The sequence below is a fragment of the Kitasatospora sp. NPDC004723 genome, from assembly GCF_040609255.1.
Lineage (GTDB): Bacteria > Actinomycetota > Actinomycetes > Streptomycetales > Streptomycetaceae > Kitasatospora.
Genome location: NZ_JBEXJT010000039.1, coordinates 34,856 through 52,855, shown reverse-complemented (window position 1 = coordinate 52,855; position 18,000 = coordinate 34,856). Strand labels below are relative to the sequence as shown.

General features: G+C 74.0%; 13 protein-coding genes. 8 read left to right on the top strand and 5 right to left on the bottom strand.

Features of this window, described 5'->3' with window-relative positions; translation table 11 throughout:
* Nucleotides 1-118: 118 nt before the first annotated feature.
* The 7 genes from ABZW10_RS29135 to ABZW10_RS29105 all read left to right on the top strand — a co-directional run bounded on the left by ABZW10_RS29135 (nt 119) and on the right by ABZW10_RS29105 (nt 8,235).
* Complete coding sequence (locus ABZW10_RS29135; protein ID WP_355371524.1) at nt 119-916, top strand: glucose 1-dehydrogenase; 798 nt, start codon at nt 119-121, stop codon at nt 914-916.
* Between the two features lie 83 nt (nt 917-999).
* Complete coding sequence (locus tag ABZW10_RS29130; RefSeq protein WP_355371521.1) at nt 1,000-1,941, top strand: helix-turn-helix transcriptional regulator; 942 nt, start codon at nt 1,000-1,002, stop codon at nt 1,939-1,941.
* 148 nt (nt 1,942-2,089) lie between these two features.
* On the top strand, nt 2,090-2,473 hold the full coding sequence (locus ABZW10_RS29125) for a VOC family protein (protein ID WP_355371519.1): 384 nt from the start codon (nt 2,090-2,092) through the stop codon (nt 2,471-2,473).
* A gap of 147 nt (nt 2,474-2,620) precedes the next feature.
* Entirely contained in the window at nt 2,621-3,634 is a 1,014-nt protein-coding gene (gene adhP / locus ABZW10_RS29120) for an alcohol dehydrogenase AdhP (RefSeq protein WP_355371516.1), read from the top strand.
* 374 nt (nt 3,635-4,008) lie between these two features.
* Nucleotides 4,009-6,567, top strand: coding sequence for a ricin-type beta-trefoil lectin domain protein (locus ABZW10_RS29115; protein ID WP_355371514.1), 2,559 nt, complete (start codon nt 4,009-4,011; stop codon nt 6,565-6,567).
* Between the two features lie 155 nt (nt 6,568-6,722).
* A complete protein-coding gene (locus tag ABZW10_RS29110; RefSeq protein WP_355371512.1) occupies nt 6,723-7,397 on the top strand; it encodes a hypothetical protein in 675 nt (224 codons plus the stop codon).
* The gene (locus ABZW10_RS29105) at nt 7,369-8,235 is read left to right on the top strand and encodes an inositol monophosphatase (RefSeq protein WP_355371509.1); all 867 of its coding nucleotides are present in this window, start codon (nt 7,369-7,371) and stop codon (nt 8,233-8,235) included. Before ABZW10_RS29110 ends, ABZW10_RS29105 begins: the two co-directional genes overlap by 29 nt.
* A 37-nt stretch (nt 8,236-8,272) precedes the next feature.
* Here the strand turns inward: ABZW10_RS29105 and ABZW10_RS29100 are convergent, their stop codons facing one another.
* The 5 genes from ABZW10_RS29100 to ABZW10_RS29080 all read right to left on the bottom strand — a co-directional run bounded on the left by ABZW10_RS29100 (nt 8,273) and on the right by ABZW10_RS29080 (nt 11,935).
* Nucleotides 8,273-8,920: a hypothetical protein gene (locus ABZW10_RS29100; protein ID WP_355371507.1), complete on the bottom strand. Its 648-nt coding sequence runs from the start codon at nt 8,918-8,920 to the stop codon at nt 8,273-8,275.
* A gap of 335 nt (nt 8,921-9,255) precedes the next feature.
* Complete coding sequence (locus tag ABZW10_RS29095) at nt 9,256-9,744, bottom strand: hypothetical protein (protein WP_355371504.1); 489 nt, start codon at nt 9,742-9,744, stop codon at nt 9,256-9,258.
* A gap of 2 nt (nt 9,745-9,746) precedes the next feature.
* Nucleotides 9,747-9,878 (bottom strand): hypothetical protein, encoded by a 132-nt coding sequence (locus ABZW10_RS29090; protein WP_355371501.1) that lies wholly within the window; start codon nt 9,876-9,878, stop codon nt 9,747-9,749.
* Between the two features lie 135 nt (nt 9,879-10,013).
* Nucleotides 10,014-10,238: a hypothetical protein gene (locus ABZW10_RS29085; protein ID WP_355371499.1), complete on the bottom strand. Its 225-nt coding sequence runs from the start codon at nt 10,236-10,238 to the stop codon at nt 10,014-10,016.
* 494 nt (nt 10,239-10,732) lie between these two features.
* Nucleotides 10,733-11,935, bottom strand: coding sequence for an SLC13 family permease (locus tag ABZW10_RS29080; protein WP_355371496.1), 1,203 nt, complete (start codon nt 11,933-11,935; stop codon nt 10,733-10,735).
* 173 nt (nt 11,936-12,108) lie between these two features.
* On the opposite strand from ABZW10_RS29080, the gene ABZW10_RS29075 reads away from it, so the two are divergent.
* A complete protein-coding gene (locus ABZW10_RS29075) occupies nt 12,109-18,000 on the top strand; it encodes a TIR domain-containing protein (RefSeq protein ID WP_355371494.1) in 5,892 nt (1,963 codons plus the stop codon).

The window sequence follows — 18,000 nt, the reverse complement described above, 5'->3', positions numbered from 1 at the left end:
GGGGAAACATACCCCCAGGGGGTATGGAGCGCAAGCATTCCGACGCCAGGGTGGTCCCGGCGGACCCCCGGTCCGGGCGGGCCTGGTCCGGCCCGCCCGCGGCCCCGAGGGTGGGGGCATGACCTACCTGAACGAGAACACCCCGGACACCGCCCGCGACTTCGACGGCCGGACGGTGCTGATCACCGGCGGGACGAGCGGCATGGGCCTGGCCACCGCACGGCTGCTGCTGGACCGCGGGGCGAGCGTCGTGATCACCGGCCGCGACGACGCCCGACTGGGCCGGGCCGAGTCCGAACTCGGCGGCGGGGAACGGCTGCTCACCGTCCGCGCCGACTCCTCCCGGCCCGCCGAACTGGCCCGGCTGGCCGGCCGGGTGGAGGAGCGCTTCGGCCGCCTCGACGGCGTGTTCGCCAACGCCGGGGTCGGCGTCTTCGAGACCTCGGCCGAGGTGACCGAGGAGAGCTTCGACCGCACCGTGGACGTCAACTTCAAGGGCGTCCTGTTCACCGTCCTGCACGCCCTGCCGCTGCTGGAGCGGTCCGCCGGCGGCGCCTCGATCGTCCTCAACGCCTCCTGGACGCTGCACCGCGGCCTGCCCAACGCCCCCGTGTACGCGGCGACCAAGGCGGCCGTGCACAACCTCACCCGCACCCTCGGCAGCGAGTTCGCCGGGCGCGGCATCCGGATCAACTCGGTCAGCCCCGGCTACATCGTCACCGGGATGTTCCACGAGGTGATCACCGAACCGGCCCAGCAGGACGCCGTACGGTCCCTGGTGCCGCTCGGCCGGCTGGGCGAGGCGGCGGAGGTCGCCGAGGCGGTGGCCTTCCTGCTCTCGCCCCGCGCCTCCTACATCACCGGCCAGGACCTCGTGGTGGACGGCGGCGTGGTGGCGGTCGCCAACGGCTGGTGACCGCCGCTCCGGTTGCCTCCGCTCCCGCAGCCTGGTCCTGCCAGGGCCAGGCTGCGGGAGCGCCGACCGGTGAGAATGGCCGTATGAGCACGAGCCCCACCCACGTCGCCGCCACCGGCGCCGGCCTCGCCGAGTTCCTCCGGACCCGCCGCTCCCGGCTCCGCCCCGAGGACGTCGGCCTGCCGGACCTCGGCGGCCGGCGCCGGGTGGCCGGCCTGCGCCGCGAGGAGCTCGCCCAGCTCGCCGGCGTCAGCGTCGACTACTACACCCGGCTCGAGCAGGGCCGGGTCGGCAACCCCTCGGACTCCGTGCTCGACGCGGTCGCCCGCGCGCTGCGCCTCGACCCCGAGGAGGGCGGCCACCTGCACCGCCTCGCCCGGACCCGCCCGGCCCGCGGCCGCGGCGCCGGGGGCCGGGGCCCGGGCGGCCGGGGCTCCGGCCCGCAGAAGGTCCGCCCGGCCCTGGCCCGGCTGCTCGGGGCGATGCCCGAGGTGCCCGCCGTGGTGATGGGCCGGCGGATGGACGTCCTCGCCTGGAACCGCGCCGCCGTCTCCCTGCTCGGCGACTACGGCGCGCTCGCCCCCGCCGAGCGCAACATCGCCCGCATCACCTACCTCGACCCGGCCTCGCGCACCCTGTACGACGACTGGGTCGGCTGCGCGCGGGAGAACGCCGCCTTCCTCCGGCTGGAGGCCGGACGCCGCCCCGACGACCCCCGGCTCGCCGAGCTGATCGGCGAACTCTCGGTACGCAGCCCGGAGTTCCGCCAGTGGTGGGCGGAGCACCCGGTGCGCGACAAGACCTCCGGCCGCAAGGTGTTCCACCACCCGCTGGTCGGCCGGATGGAACTGGTCTACGAGACCCTCCGCCCGGCCGACGACCCCGACCAGGCGCTGATCACCTACACCCCCGACCCCGGCAGCCCGTCCGAGGACGCCCTGCGGATGCTGATCGCCTGGGACGGCGGCCGGACCGGGCCGGCCGGCTCCGCCGCAGGTGGCGGGTCGGTTACCGTCGGGCACTGACGCACCGCAAAGTACGGTCTTCTGTGCGGGAGCCCGCCCGCTTACGGTGATCCGGTACCTGTCGGAGACCCGGCGTCCGGCGGATTGACACGGTGGCCACCCGTGACGCCGGTCGACGCCGGACGGCGTCGGACGACTCGGAGCACCCATGCCCATCCTCAAGACCTATGCCCGGCTCTGGGCCGACGGCCTGGACCACGCGCTCCCGCTGCTGCGCACCCTCACCGGGGCCGAGCCGGACCTGCTGTTCCGCTTCCACGAGATCGAACTCGCCGCCATCGGCGACTTCCTGGTGATCGCCGGCCCGCCCTCCGAGCGCGCCAAGTACGCGCACGCCTCGGCGACCGTCGTGGTCTCCGACCTCGACGAGCTGAGCGAGACCCTGGAGGCCGCGGGCGCCGTCGTCACCACGCCCGAGACCGCCTCCGCGACCGGCCGGTTCCTCTACGCCCGGCACGCGGACGGCGCGGAGGTCGAGTACGTCGAATGGGTCCCCGAGCTGGTCCGCCGCATCGTGCACCGCGAGTCCTGACCGGCGCCCCGGAGGGACCATGGTCCCTCCGGGTTCACCCGTCCGGCCCTGGCGGCCCGCCCGGCCGTGGCGTGGGATGGAGGTGAACCGAACGGGGTTCCGGGGGCCGGGAACGGTCCCCCCGGTACGAAGGGCAGGAGCAGAACCATGAAGGCCGCCGTCGTCCACGACTTCACCCAGCCGCTCGTGATCGAGGAGCGCCCGCTGCCCGACCCCGGTCCGCACCAGGTGCGGGTGCGGATCGAGGCCTCCGGACTCTGCCACACCGACATCCACGCCGCCCGCGGCGACTGGCCGGTGAAGCCGAACCCGCCGTTCGTCCCCGGCCACGAGGGCGTCGGCATCGTCGAGGCGGCCGGCTCCGAGGTCCGGCACGTCCGGGTCGGCGAGCGGGTGGCCATCCCGTGGCTGGCCGACGCCTGCGGGCGCTGCGACCACTGCGTCTCCGGCTGGGAGACCCTCTGCACCCGGCAGCACAACAGCGGCTACTCCGTCGACGGCGCCTACGCCGAGCAGGCCCTCGCCCACGGCGACTACGTCGTCCCGGTGCCCGACGGCATCGACCCGCTGGACGCCGCCCCGCTCTCCTGCGCCGGCGTCACCACCTACAAGGCCCTCAAGGTCTCCGGTGCCGGGCCCGGCACCCGCGTCCTGATCTCCGGCATCGGCGGCCTCGGCCACCTCGCCCTCCAGTACGCCCGGATCGCCGGCGCCGAGACCATCGCGGTCGACGTCACCGACGACAAGCTCGCACTGGCCCGCGAGCTCGGCGCCGACCACGTGCTGGACGCCCGGGTCCAGGACGTCGCCGCCGAGGTGCAGAAGCTCGGCGGGGCCCACGCCGCCATCGCGCTGGCCGTCAGCAACGCCTCCTTCCAGGCCGCCTACGGCTCGCTGCGCCGCGGTGGCGCCCTCGTCCTGGTGGCCCTTCCCGCCGAGGGCAGGCTCGAACTGCCGGTCTTCGACACCGTGCTCAACGGGACCAAGGTGATCGGCTCGATCGTCGGCACCCGGGAGGACCTCGCGGAGGTCTTCCGGCTGCACGCCCTGGGCCGCACCCGGGTCATCCGCGAGACCCGCCGGCTGGAGGACGTCAACACCTGCTTCGACGAGGTCCTGAACGGCAAGGTCTCCGCCCGCCTGGTCTTCGACCTGCGCTGACCCCGCCCGTCCCGCCACGACGGCGCTCGGCCCCGACCGGAACCCTCCGGCCGGGGCCGGGCGCTTCTGTCACCGGGGCGCATCCGCCGCCGGGCGCGCCGGTGACCTGCGCCGTTCGCCCCGGCGGGGCGGGCGCGAAGATCGTGGAAACCGGATTGCCAGCCCGCGTTCGCACGCACTAGCGTTCGACCGCGCACCGATCGTCGAGGTGAGGGCTCGTCACCTGACGGGTGGTCGGAATGCGCACCAATCGGACAAACACCCCTTCATTCACCGGTCTTCGGCGAGACGCTGCCCGTGCGGTGCCGTCGGCGAGGCGACCGGCGGTCGGCCCCGGGCCGAGGGGTACGGCTGCGAAGGCGAACGAACACATCATGCGAGAATCCCGTCCCCCCGGAAGGCTGCGGGGCCCGCTGGCGAGACGCCTGGTCCCCCTGTCCGCGGCCGCCCTGGTGCTGGCCGCCCCCGGAGCCGCGTTCGCGGACGGCTCCGGACCGAGCACCCCCACCGGGATGTACACCAGCCCCCAGTCGAGGAACCCCGCGGACAGTGCCTGCGGCGGCGGCACGCCCGGGTGGATCGGCCGGACGTCGACGTTCCAGGACGGTTCGTCCGACGTCCGCCTGTTCGCCCGGGCCGGCGGGGCGCCCGGCAGCAACATCACCGTCGGGTTCCACGTGTGGGACGCCTCGGCGGGCGAGAGCGCCGAGTCCGGCGCGACCTCGCGGACCAGCGTGCCGATCGCCGGCACCGGCGGCTGGGGCGACACCTACGTCGGCCGCGCGCTGGCGGACGGCCACCGGTACGGCTGGAACGCCTGGTCCACCGCCGGGGGCGTGAACAGCCCCGCGTCGGCGGACTGCGCCTTCACCGTCGACCTCAGCGCGCCGACCCAGGCGTCCATCGCGCCCTCCTCGGTGTTCCCGCCGCTCGGCAGCGGCGCCACGCCCACCGGCCGCGCCGGTGACACCGGCGTCACCGTCCGCGTCACCAGCAAGGACCCGGTCCCGGCCGGCTGCGTGGGCGGCAGCTGCCTCGCCAGTGGCGTCCGCGCGTTCCAGTACGCGCTCGACGACAACAGCTCGCCCAACGGCACCGGCAGCGTCCCGGCCTCCTTCACGGCCGACGGCACCGCGTACGCCGACGTCCCGATCAGCGTCGGTGTCGGCAACTGGGGGAGTCACACGCTGTTCGTGCGCGCCGTCGACGGGGCCGGCAACTCCGCGCCGCAGGCGTCCACCTACGCGTACTACGTCCCCGCCAAGCCGGCCGCCCCGGTCGTGCCGGGCGACGTCGACCGCGACGGCGTCGCGGACTTCCTGCTCCCGGCCGCGGACGGCTCGCTGACCCTGTTCCGGGGCGGCGACGGCACCAAGCCGCTGACGCCCGAGGCGGCGTCCACGGCGGACCGCAGCCCGCGCAAGGACGACTGGAACAACTACCTGGTGGCCCACCGCGGCGCCGTCATGGGCAGCGGCGACTCGCTGTTCGCGTACAACAAGGCCACCAAGCAGCTCTTCCTCTACAGCAACGACGTGAACGCCGCCCCGGAGGGCGCGGCCGGCCACTTCACCCGCTCCGCCACCCAGCTGGGCACCAGCGGCATGTGCACCCGGGGTGTCGACGGGACCTGGGACAACATCGCCCAGCTGACGGCCGTCCGACGGGGCAGCGGGACCGGCCTCGTCACCGTCGAGAAGGGCCACCTGCGCTACTACCCCTCCAACAGCCTGTGCTACGTCGGCACCGGTGTCGAGCTCGGCGCCGCCGGGGACGACTGGAGCGGCTTCACCCTGCTGCACCCCGGCGAGGTCAACGGCGCGCCGACGCTCTGGGTGCGGGACACCGTGACCGGGGCCGTCACCGGCCTGCCGCTGCCGCTGGACACCGAGGGCTGGCCGGTCAACGGCTCCGCCCCGCTGACGATGCCCGCCCACCGGCCCCTGGGCTGGGGCCTCAAGGCCGCCGACGGCAAGGACCTCTGCGCCGACATCGACCACGGCTGGACGGGCAACGGCACCGCGGCCCTGCTGTGGGCCTGCTCCGAGCAGGGCGAAAGCCCCAACCAGCAGTTCACCCTCGGCACCGACGGCTCACTGCACGTCCTCGGCAAGTGCCTCGACGTCACCGGCGGCAACACCGCCAACGGCTCGCCGGTCAACCTGTGGGACTGCAACGGCAGCCCGGCCCAGCAGTGGGTCGCCGGCCCCCACCCGCGCACGCTGATGAACCCCAACGCGGGCAAGTGCCTCGACGCGGCCGACCCGGTCACCCGACTGGGCAGCCGTCTGGTGATCGCGGACTGCGGCGGCACCGCGACCGAGCAGTGGACGGTGCCCGCCGCCCACGCCGTGCTCCCGATCGGGCTCGCCGCGAACGTCTTCCCGACCGTGGACTCGCCCGGTGACATGACCGGCGACGGCTACCCCGACCTGGTCGCCACCGTCTACGACGGCCGGCTGGTGCGCTTCGCGGGCACCGCCCCGGCGGGCGGCCGGCCGCGCTTCGCCGCGCCCCAGGAGATCCCGCGGGACCGCTCCGCCGACTTCGGCGTCCGCTCCGCCCACAACCCGGGCCGCTGCCTCGACAACTACGGCGCGCCCGACGGCGGCGGCCTGCGCTTCTACGACTGCTGGAACGGCGCGAGCCAGAAGTTCGCCTTCGGCTCCGACGGCACCCTGCGTTCCGGCGGACGCTGCGTGACCGTCCGGGACGACGTGACCTCCTGGGGCACGCCGACGGTCCTCACCGACTGCCGGGCCACCACCGGCCAGATCTGGACGTACCGCGCCGACGGCACCCTCCACAACCCCGCCGCCAACGCCTGCCTGGAACTGCCCGGCTGGAACGACGCCAACGGCACCACCCTGGGCATCTGGGGCTGCAACGGCAACGCCAACCAGCGCTGGACCCTCCAGCCCGCCACCGCCTGACCGCCTTTCCCACCGGGACCCGCGGGCCCGCGACGCACCACGCGTCGCGGGCCCGCGGGTTTTCGGCAACGGGAAACCGTGGCCGGGGGCGTCAACTCGCTGGCCGTCAACTTCTCGGCAGTCCTAGCATATTGGGCGGGGGACAAGGGGGAGCGATGAGCAACGACCTGTTCACGACGCTCGACCGGGCCACCGGCCGCACCGTTGCCGAGCCCGGGCTGGACACGCTGGTGGGCGGGCTGCTGGCCCAGGTGGTGAGCGGGGCCCGGGTGCTGCGGGCGGTGGCGCACCCGCTCGGGTTCTACTGCCTGCCGGTGGTGCGCGACGGGGCGCTCGGCGTCTGCGTGCACGTGTTCGACCCGGCGACCGCCGTCGGACAGCGCGAGATCCACTGCCACAGCTGGGAGTTGAAGAGCAGCGTGCTCTACGGCCGGATCGGCAACCTGCGGATCGGCGTGTACGACGAGCCGGCCCGGCCGACGCACCGGGCCTACGCGGTGCACAGCGACGCCGCCGCCGGGGTGGACGAGGTACGGCCCACCGCCCGGCTGGTGCGCTGGGAGCCGCTGGCCGAGCAGACCAGCGGGCGCGGCGAGACCTACACCCTGCGGGCCGGGGAGTTCCACGCCACCGTGCTGCCGGGCGGCACGCCCACCGCCACCGTCGTGCTCGGCCGCACCGTACCGGGGCCGGTGGACGTGGTGCTGGGGCCGGTGGACGGCGGCCCCCGCCGGGTGGTGCGCCGGCTCTGCGACGCGGAACGCACGGCCCGGATCGCCGAAGAGGCAGCCAGGAGGATCAGTGGGGAGTACGACGACGGACCCGGGTGACGGCGCCGGGGCGTTCGAAGAGGAATGCCGGGTCGCGGTGCGGGCCGCCGAGGACGCGGGCGCGCTGCTGCGCTCGCGCTTCCTCAGCACGTTCCGGGTCGACACCAAGGGCACGGACGGCGACGTGGTCACCGAACTCGACCTGCTCGCCGAGCAGCTGGTGACCCGCCGGCTGGCCGAGCGCTTCCCCGCCGACCGGATCCGCGCCGAGGAGGGCGGCGACCTGGCCGGCGGGTCCGGCGCCCGCCGCACCTGGCTGGTCGACCCGCTGGACGGCAGCAACAACGTGGTGATCGGCCTGCCCGCCTACGTGGTCGGCATCGCGCTGTGCGTGGACGACGAGCCGGTGCTCGGCGTGGTGCACGACCCGGTGGCCGGCCGCACCTGGCGGGCGGTGCGCGGCTCGGGCGCCCACGGCCCGGCCGGGCGGCTGACGGCGCCGCGGCGACCGCTCGGCGCCGTCCGACCGGTGCTCGGCTGGACCCAGGGCCACGGCGTGCCGGCCGGCGACCCGGTGGCGCGGGCCCTCAAGGACGGCCTGGAGAGCGGCGCGCGCCGGGTGCTCCAGCTGTGGGCGCCGCTGCTCACCTGGTCGCTGCTGGCCTGCGGGCTGATCGACGGCTTCGTCGGCTACCGGGCGGAGGAGATCGACCTGCCGGCCGGCTGCCTGCTCGCCACCGAGGCCGGGCTGGAGGTCCGCACGCTGGACGGCGGCCCCTTCAGTGCCCGGATCGGCCGGCCGGACACCGCCCGCAGCTATGTCGCGGCCCGCCCGGAGGTCCTGCCGTACCTGCTCGACCTGACGGCAGGCCCCGCGGGCCCGTCCGGTGCCGCATGACCTTCCGGCTGCACCACCCGCGCCCGCCTACGACCGCCTACGACCGACCGGCCAGAACGGCGGTGACGGTCTTCATCGTGGCATCGAGCTTCTTCCGTCCGTCCTGCAGCACGAGGGCGTTCTTCTCCTCGGACGCCTTCTGCAGCTTGGATTCGGCCTCGAACCAGGTCAGGGCGAGATTGGTACGGCCGCGGCACTGGAGGTCGGTCTGCGCTGTCTCGATCTCGGCCTTGGTCACCTCCCCGCCGAACTTCCGGTCGCTCGCGACATCGAGCGGTTCCCGGTAGACGTAGCCGCTCTCCTTCATACAGGCGGACCACTGGGCGAAGGCCGCCGCGACTTCCGGCTCCTGCTGGGCCTTGACATAGGCCTCGTTGGCGAGCTGCTCGGCGAACTGGAAGGCCTCCTGGACATCGCCGAGCTTCTGCTTCCCCTGCTGTCCGCAGTTGTTCTCGGCCGCTGCCTCGGCCCCCGAGGGGCCGACCGCGCCGGCCGCCACGGCGGCCTCATGCGCGGCCTGTTCCGCGGCGTCCGGGTGGTACCCGCGCTTGCCGACCAGGGTGGCGTCGTGGATGCCGTAGCGCAGGTCGGTCCGGGTCTTGGGCCCCATCCTCGGCAGTGGTGGCGCGGGCCGCCAGTTCTTGTACCCGGCGCGGTGCATGCAGTCCTCGGTCAGCATGCCCATGGCGCGCCCCAGCTGCTCCTGCTCATTGACCGACAGAAGGTACGGCTCCAGGGGGAGTTTCCACGACGCCGGATTCGAACGGTCGAGCTCGGCCGCGTCAGCCGACGGCGCTGACGCCGCCGCCCCCGCCGCCCGGGTCGTTGCTTCGTGCGAGCATTAGGGACTAGTTGATCCCGTATCGGGCTTGCTGGTGTGCGGTGGTTCGGTTCTATCGGGGCGGGCGCTGCCCCCGTTGGCGGGAGGCCAATCGTCGGGCGGCGGCCCGGCGCTCGGGCGTCAGCGGATCGCCAGGCCTGGAATGCTGTTCCGGGAGCGGAACTGCTCGGACAAAGCCGTCAGCTCCGGAGATCCCGGAGGAACGTCGATGTGGAACAGCGACTCGTCCAAAAGGCGGCGACCGTCAGGGCTGTCGCGCCGATCGCCAGTGCGAGGAGCGTCGGATTGAAGTACGAGGGAACCACCGCCGGAACGCTTCGGCCGTCAGTGGTGAGGCAGCGGAGTTCCAGCGGAAGGAACGACGGGTCGTACCCCGCGAGCCGGCCACCAGTGACGGCGTTGCAGGCCCGGTCCTCGGAATAGTCGTCGGTGATGGCCAACTTCAGCAGACCCCACCCGTAGAGTCCGGTGGTGGCAGCCCATGCAAAAAGTGCCGTGGCTGCCGCCAATCCCCTTGCCTCGTACCTGGATCTTGCCCGTATCAGAATCCGGAGGCCGTAGAAGATCAGGCCCGGTGTGGCGATGGCGCTGGCCAGGATTGCGAGTAGCAGGACCAGACCGTTGTGTCTGGCGTATGGCTCGTCCCCTGACATCATGGTTCTCTGCACTTTCAAAGGTTCCGGGATATGGAGTTGTACTTCTCCATGACGTAGTAGAGCCCCATGCGCTTCCTTGCCTCACTGAACGCCGGCTCCGCGGGGCCCTGGTAGCGGCGGAGGACGTCGTAGATCTCCTCGTCCACATAGTCCAGTCGAGCCGGCCGCATCGCGGGGGAACTGTCGTCGCCCCCGGGCTTCCCGTCGATGTCCCAGAGGTCGATGATGAAGACGCTGTTCAGTGCAAACGTCTCGGATTCGTACGAGTTCTTCCAGATGTTCTACAGATGCTCGGCGTTGGTCGATGCGGGTCCCCGTCTTGAATCCGTGGTCCAGGGCGGCGTTGACCGCCGTGTGGCTATGCCGAGTTCGAGTTGCAGTGCCCGGGTGAGGGCGTACATCGTGGGCCAGCCGGTCTTTCCGTCCTCGGCAATCGTCATTCCTATTCGGCTGCCATAGGCGGCGTTCACGAAGACCTGTGCCCGCCGTACCATTTCGTCGGTCACTTGCTCTCCTTCAGCTGTAGAGCCGATCGCCGCCGTCCAGCAGGACCCCGGTGCCGCCGGTGCGGTCGGACCGGAGTTGACGGCGTCGTTGGACGGAGTGTCCGCCCCTGGGGAACCTGAGGCTGCGGACGGGACGGCGGTTCGTCGAGCGTCGAAGGCCATCGGCGCAGACGAGGCGGTCGATCCGAAGGCGTAAGAACAGCCCTTCAACCCGGGATCCTGACCGGCGGTCCCTCAATGACAGTACCTGACTGTTCGTCAGTTCTTCGTGTCGGATCCTTTACCGCCGGTGCAGGAATGTCAAGTGCCAGCAGTCACAGTGCGGTTGGGCCAGGAAAGGCATACGTCGCGTACGCGGCAAAGTGCCGACGTTCGCCGCGGAAGTTTTGGGCGATCCGGGTGGTTCGGCCACGCAGTGTGAGAAGTCGGGGCGATTTGCCCGCTCTCTACTGAATGACCGTGGTCCGTCCGCTCAGTGGTCGGGTGGGCGCCGGTCACCCGGTGAGGGCCAGTGCCGCCGTCGCCAGGCCGACGCCGCCGAGGGCCAGGGCCGCGCTGGTCGCGGCGACGCCGCGCAGCGGCACCCGCAGACCGGCCGAGCGGCAGCGCTCGTACCAGAGCAGGGTGGCCAGCGAGGCCCAGGGGGTCACCAGCGGGCCGATGTTGGTGCCGATCAGCAGGGCCAGCAGCTGGGTGTGGTTGCCCTCCGGGACGGCGGCCTCGCCGGCCAGGTAGACCGGCAGGTTGTTCAGCAGGTTGGACAGGCCCGCGCCGACCGCCGAGGCCCGGAAGAGGCCGAGCGTGCCGCCGTCCGCGCCGATCGCGTCGGCGAGCAGCCGGTGCAGACCGTGCGCGTCCACCGTCTGCACCACCAGGAACATGCCGGGCACCATCACCAGCAGCCGCCACGGCACCAGTGAGGCCCGCAGCGCCTCCGGCCGGCGCACCGCGAACGCCGCCACCACGACGGCCGCCGCCGCGCCCGAGGCCGCCCAGAGCGGGACGACGGCCGCCAGGCTGGCCACCAGGAAGCCGGCGCAGGCCAGCGCGCAGATCCGGAACAGTGTCCGGTCCCCGGGCCGGTGCGCCGCGGGCGGCCGGTAGGTGGCCGCGCCGCGCCGGCCGCGCCGCCAGTAGAAGCCCCACAGGCAGACCATGGTGACCAGCAGCGCGGCGAGTTGCGGCGCCCACATCACGCGGGCCAGGCCGGCGGGGGAGAGCGCGACCCGGTCGGCGGCCAGCAGGTTGGTGAGGTTGGAGACCGGCAGCAGCAGGCTCGCGGTGTTAGCCAGCCAGACCGTGGTCATCGCCAGCGGCAGCGGGGCGATGCCCACCCGGGTGGCCAGCGCCAGCATGACCGGGGTGAGCAGGACGGCGGTGGTGTCCAGGTTGAGCACGGTGGTGGTGAGCGCGGCGAAGCCGACGCAGAGCAGGAACAGCGCGGAGTAGCTGCCCCGTCCGGCCCGCGCCACCCAGGCCGCCACCACGTCGAACACTCCTGCGGCACTGGTCAGTTCGGCGAGCACGATGACCGAACCGAGGAAGGCCAGCAGCGGGGCGATCCGTTGCACGGCCGCCCCGGCGGAGTCCGTCGGCAGCAGGCCGGTGGCGAGGAGGAGCAGGCCGCAGGCGAGCAGCCCCGCGGCCAGCAGGTCCAGGGGGTGCAGCCGCTTGACGGCGGGCCAGTACGCGAACACGGACGTCAGGGTCGCACACGAGACGTTGCCGGTCGAGGCCGTCGGCCGGGGCCGCCGCTCGTACGGACGGACGAGTGACGGAAACGTGGGGGAGGGGCGACGGCCGAAAACCACCCGAACTCGTTGAGGTGAAACAGGGTTGAGCCTCTCCGGATCGGTCATAAGCTGCTTCCATGGGGGCTCTTGACGCGACCCCGGGTGGCCCCGGGCCGATCGACTTCTTCATCAGCTACTCGCCGGCCGACGAACGGTGGGCGTCCTGGATCGCCTGGACCTTGGAGGAAGCGGGCTACCGGGCGCTGCTCCAGGCCTGGGACTTCGTGCCGGGCACCAACTTCGTCGACTTCATGGACCGCGGGGTGACCGAGTCCGCGGCCGTCATCGCGCTGCTCTCGCGCAACTACGAGCGCTCGCGCTACGGCCGGATGGAGTGGCAGGCCGCGCTGCGCGCCGATCCGGACGCGCCGGAGCGGCGGCTGCTGACCGTCCGGATCGAGGACATCCCGGTGGACGGGCTGCTCGCCACGCTCACCTACATCGACCTCGTCGGCGTCACCGAGCCCGCCCGGGCGCGCGAACTGCTGCTCACCCGGGTCGGCCAGGCGGTGGACGGCCGGGCCCGCCCCGACCTGGTCCCCGGCTACCCGGGCAACGGCGCCAACGGCGGCAACGGCACCAGCGGCGGCCCCGTCCGGACGCCGAGCGCCGTCCCCGCCCCGCGCCAGGTCGGCGGCACCGGCTGGGCCGGACGCCGCCGCCCCTCCGCCCAGCCCGAGTACCCGCAGGCCGCCGCCCGCCCCGCGGGCCGCGAGGCGATCACCGTCCTGCACCTGGCCGGACCCGCCTTCGGCAGCGGCCACGACCCGGTCGACCTACAGGCCGCCATCTGGGGCGACCTGGTCGAACTCGCCGACGCCGGCGCCCCCGCGCCCGAACTCGTCGTCGTCACCGGCGACCTCACCGCCTCCGGCAGCCCCCGCGAGTGCGAGCAGGCGCTCACCTTCCTCACCGGCATCCGCGCCCTGCTCGGCCTGGAACCGCACCGGGTGGCCGTGCTGCCCGGCGGCCAGGACGTCAGCCAGGCCGCCTCCCGCGCCTACTTCGCCACCTGCGAGGCCGACGAGCTGCGGCCCGCCGCGCCGTACTGGCCCAAGTGGCGGCACTACGCCCGGCTGTTCCAGGAGTTCTACCAGGGCCTGGACGTGGTCTTCGACAGCGCCCAGCCGTGGACGCTCTTCCCGGTGCCCGAACTCGGCACCGTCGTCGCCGGGCTCAACTCCTCGATGGCCTGGACCCACCGGCCCGAGGACCACTACGGCTGGCTCGGCCCCGAGCAGGCCGCCTGGTTCGCCCAGGCGCTGCGCCCGTACGCCAACGACGGCTGGCTGCGGATCGGCGCCGTGCGCCACCCGGTCACCCCGGGCTCCGGCGTGCGCTCCGCCAACATCGCCCCCGCCCGCGCCTCCCACGGCCCGGGCGCCGAACCGCTGCGCGACGCCGACCGGTTCACCCGGCTCACCGCACCCCGCCTCCACCTGCTGCTGCACGGCCCGGCCGACGGCCGCACCACCCCGCGCACCCTGGCCACCTCGACCGGCGAGCTTCCCGTCCTGGGCGCAGCCGCCCCCGGCGCCCACCAGTTGCTCCGGCTCACCCGCGAGGGCCTCACCCGCTGGCCCGCCCCCGTCGGCGAACACCAGCGGCTCACGGTGGCCTGGCACCGGGCCGAACGCGCCTTCCCGGCCCCCGAACCGGCCCCGCAGGCCGGCCCGCCGCAGCTGGAGGAGGTCCGCGAACCCGCCGACACCGACCACGAGGCCCGCGCGCTCGCCACCCCGGAGCAGGCCCTGCTGGAGCGGGTCGCCGAGGTCTGCCGCACCCGCCACCCGGGCGCCCAGATCCGCTCCGTCGCCGGCACCGCCACCCAGCTGTTCGTCACCTGGGCGGAATCCGGACTGGTCCGCCAGCAGCGGGTCGCCGCCTGCGTCGGCACCCCCACCGAGGAGGAGGTCGAGCGCTTCGCCGACGCGGTGCACGCCGACGGCGCCGCCCTCGACGCCGAACTCGTGCACGACGGCCCGCCGCCCTCGCGCGAACTGCGCGATCGGGCCCGCCGCCGGGGCGTGCGGCTGCGCAGCTTCCTGGAGTTCCAGGGCCTGCTCGACCTGCGCGGCCACGTCGCCGCCCAGACCGAACGGCTCGCCACCGACAGCCAGTACCACCCCGGCCTCTACCTGCCGCAGCGCTACCGCGACGCCGAACGCCCCGGCGCCGAGGAACGCGACGGCCTGGTCGAGGAGATGCTGCGGCTGCTCGACTCCGACCACGGCCGCTTTGTCCTGCTGCTCGGCGACTTCGGCCGCGGCAAGACCTTCGCCCTGCGCGAGCTCGCCCGCCGGCTGCCCGCCGAACTCCCGCACCTGTCGCCGCTGTTCATCGAGCTCAGCGCCCTCGACAAGGCGCACTCGCTGGACGGCCTGGTCGCCGCCCACCTCACCGAGCACGGCATCGACACCCTCGACCTGCGGGCCTTCCGCTACATGCTCCGCCAGGGCCGGGTTGTGCTGCTCTTCGACGGCTTCGACGAACTCGTCAACCGGGTCAGCTACGAACGCGCCGCCGACCACCTCCAGGTTCTGCTGGACGCCGCCGTCGACAGCGCCAAGATCGTGGTCACCAGCCGCACCCAGCACTTCAGCTCCCACGAGCAGGTGCTCACCGCGCTCGGCGAACGCGTCGGCCTGCTCCCACAGCGCCGGCTCATCGCCGTCCAGGACTTCACCCCGCACCAGATCCGCGGCTACCTCGGCAACCGCTACGGCGACCGGGAGGCCGCCGACCGCCGGATGCGGCTGCTGGAGGCCATCCCCGACCTGCTCGCGCTCTGCCGCAACCCCCGGCTGCTGAGCTTCGTCGCCGACCTCGACCACGACCGGCTGCGCGCCGTCGCCGGCGCCGGCCGGGCCCTCAGCGCCGCCGGCCTCTACCAGGAGGTCTTCACCGCCTGGCTGCGGTTCGAGGAGCAGCGCGGCCACGGCGGCCCCGGCGCCGCCCCCGGCCTGCACCTCGACCAGCTCTGGCAGGCCGTCACCCTGCTCGCGCTGCGGCTGTGGGAGAGCGGCCGCAGCTCCATCCCGCTGGACGAGATCGTCGACATCGCCGGCGTGCTCAACGGCCTCGCCGAGAACCGGATGCCCACCCCGCAGGTCGCCCACGCCGTCGGCTCCGGCAGCCTGCTGGTCCGCTCCGACGAGGGCATGTTCCACTTCATCCACGGCTCGGTGGTGGAGTGGCTGGTCGCCCGGGCCGCCGCCGAGGCGCTGCGGCGCGGCGACGCCACCCTGCTCGGCCGCGGCCCGCTCAGCCGGTTGGCCGTCGAGTTCCTCTGCGACCTCACCGACCACCAGGTCTGCCAGCGCTGGGCCCGCTCCGTCCTGGACATCCCCGAGGCCGCCTCCGAAGCGGCCCGGCTCAACGCCGTCAAGATCCTCGACCGGCTGCGGGTGCCCGCCCACACCGACCTGCGCGGTGCCACCCTGGCCGGCGAGGACCTCTCGCACCGCGACCTGTCCGGCGTCGACCTGTTCGGCGCCGACCTGCGCGGGGCCCGGCTGCTCGGTGCCAACCTCGCCGGCGCCGACCTGCGCGGCGCCCGCCTGGCCGGCGCCCGGCTCGACGCCGCCGACCTCAGCGGCGCCGACCTGCGCTTCGCCGACCTGCACGGTGCCCGGCTGATCCGCACCGACCTGCGCGGCGCCCGGCTGCGCGGCAGCCGCTGGCAGCGGGCCGCGCTGATCTCCGCCGTCACCGACGAGGAGGTGCTGGCCGCCCCCGAGCTGCAGGCCGCCGCCATCGCCCCCGGGCTGCCCGTCGAGGCCGGCTTCAGCCCCTCCGAGGTCGGCGTCCCCTACGGCTTCGACGTGCGCTCCACCCGGCTGCCCGAGCCCGTCGCCTTCAGCCGGGACGGCCACCTGCTGGCGGTCGGCTCCGAGGACGGCAGCGTGCTGGTCTGCGACGCCGTCACCGGCATCGCCCTGCGCACCCTCAAGGACCACATCGGCCGCGTCTACACCGTCAAGTTCGCCGGCAACGTGCTCGCCACCGGCAGCGCCGACGGCACCGTCCGGCTCTGGGACCCGGTCTCCGGCGAGTGCCGCCACCGCCTCGACGTGCACCCCGGCGGCGTCTGGCCGGTCTCGCTCGCCCCCGACGGCCGGATGGTCGCCACCGGCGACCTCAACGGCGTCGTCACCCTCTGGGACACCGCCACCGGCGAGCCGCTGCACCGGCTGCCCGGCCACGCCGCGCCCGTCTACACCTCGGTGTTCAACCCCGACGGCACCGTGCTGGTCACCGGCGACCAGGGCGGCGGTGCCCGGCTGTGGTCCACGGTGACCGGCCGCCGGCTCGCCGTCCTGCCCGGCCACCGCGGCACCGTCTACCGCTCCGCGTTCAGCCCGGACGGCACCCTGGTGGCCACCGCCGACGGCGGGCCGGACGACGGCACCGGCGGCACCGTGCGGATCTGGGAGGTGGCCGGCCGCCGGCTGCGCCACAGCCTGCCCGGCCACGCCGGCCGGATCTACACGCTGGCCTTCCACCCCGACGGCGACCTGCTCGCCAGCGGTGACACCGAGGGCCAGATCCGGTTCTGGAACCCGCTCGACGGCACTGCCGCCGGCCGGCCCGAGGACTCCACCGGCAAGATCTACCAGGTCACCTTCGACGAGGCCGGCACCCGCTTCGCGGCCAGCGACAGCGACGGCGGGGTCCGGGTCTGGCGGGTCGGCGCCGGGGAGGGCGCGGGCACGGTGGGCGCCGCGGGCGCCCGCGAGGTGGTGCCGCTGCGCCGGCAGCCGCCCGAGCACCGCGGCTCGGTCTGGGCCTGCCGGTTCCGCCCCGGCTCGGGCCGCGGCGGCGCGGAGACCGACCCGCTGCTGGTCACCGGCGGCAACGACGGCCGGGTCCGGCTCTGGGACCCCTCCAGTGGCCGCAGCCGCCAGCTGCTGCGCGGCCACGGGCGGCGGATCGGCTCGCTCACCTTCAGCGGCGACGGAGCCCTGCTGGCCGCCGGCGGCAACGACGGCGCGGTCCGGATCTGGGAGCCGTCCACCGGCCGCCGGCTGCGCGAACTCTCCGGCCGCAGCAGCCGGTTGGTCTCCGCGGTGTTCAGCCCGGAGGAGGCCGTACTGGCCACCGCCACCAACGACGGCGACCTGTGCCTGTGGAACGCCCGCACCGGCGAGTACCTGCGCGAGATGGACGTCGAGACCGAGCACGTCTGGGCGGAGGCGTTCAGCGCCGACGGCGCCCTGGTCGCCACCGCCAACGACGACGACACCGTCCGCATCTGGTACCGCCGCACCGGCGCCCACCTCACCACGCTGCGCGAGCACCGCGGCCGGGTCCGCTCGATCGCCTTCAGCCCGGACGGCCGGCAGCTGCTCACCGGCTGCGACGACACCACGGTGCGGATCTCCGACATCGCGACCGGGCGGGTGGAGGCCGAACTCGACGGCCACACCGACCGGGTGTACGCCGTCGCCCCGGCCGCCGACAGCGCCTGGCTGGCCAGCGCCTCCTGGGACGGCACCGCGCTGATCTGGGTCGACCGGACCGTCCGCCACCGCCTCACCGGCCACGTCGGCCGGCTGTGGACCGCCGCCGCCCACCCGCACCGCCCGCTGCTCGCCACCGCCGGCGACGACCGGGTGGTCCGGGTCTGGGACCCGCTCAGCGGCACCGAACTGGCCGGCCTGCGCGGCCACACCGGGCGGATCCTCGCTGTCACCTTCAGCCCGGACGGCTCACTGCTGGCCAGCGGCGGCGAGGACGGCACCGTCCGCCTCTGGCGCGTCCAGGCCGACGGCCGCCCGACCGCGCTGGCCACCCTGCTCGGCGCGCCGGACGGCTGGGCCGCCCTGCTCCCCTCCGGTGCCTACAAGTGCGAGGGCGACGTGGCCGGTGAGTTCTGGCACGCCGTCGGCATGTGCCGCTTCGAACCCGGCGAACTCGACACCCACCTCCCCGGCGTCCACCGCCTCCCCCCGGAGGCGGAGCTGTAG

Bases quoted from the DNA above. Each gene is read 5' to 3' on its own strand.
- ABZW10_RS29135 (WP_355371524.1), top strand. From the start codon at position 119: ATGACCTACCTGAACGAGAACACCCCGGACACCGCCCGCGACTTCGAC.
- ABZW10_RS29130 (WP_355371521.1), top strand. From the start codon at position 1,000: ATGAGCACGAGCCCCACCCACGTCGCCGCCACCGGCGCCGGCCTCGCC.
- ABZW10_RS29125 (WP_355371519.1), top strand. From the start codon at position 2,090: ATGCCCATCCTCAAGACCTATGCCCGGCTCTGGGCCGACGGCCTGGAC.
- adhP (WP_355371516.1), top strand. From the start codon at position 2,621: ATGAAGGCCGCCGTCGTCCACGACTTCACCCAGCCGCTCGTGATCGAG.
- ABZW10_RS29115 (WP_355371514.1), top strand. From the start codon at position 4,009: ATGCGAGAATCCCGTCCCCCCGGAAGGCTGCGGGGCCCGCTGGCGAGA.
- ABZW10_RS29110 (WP_355371512.1), top strand. From the start codon at position 6,723: ATGAGCAACGACCTGTTCACGACGCTCGACCGGGCCACCGGCCGCACC.
- ABZW10_RS29100 (WP_355371507.1), bottom strand. From the start codon at position 8,920: ATGGGCATGCTGACCGAGGACTGCATGCACCGCGCCGGGTACAAGAAC.
- ABZW10_RS29075 (WP_355371494.1), top strand. From the start codon at position 12,109: ATGGGGGCTCTTGACGCGACCCCGGGTGGCCCCGGGCCGATCGACTTC.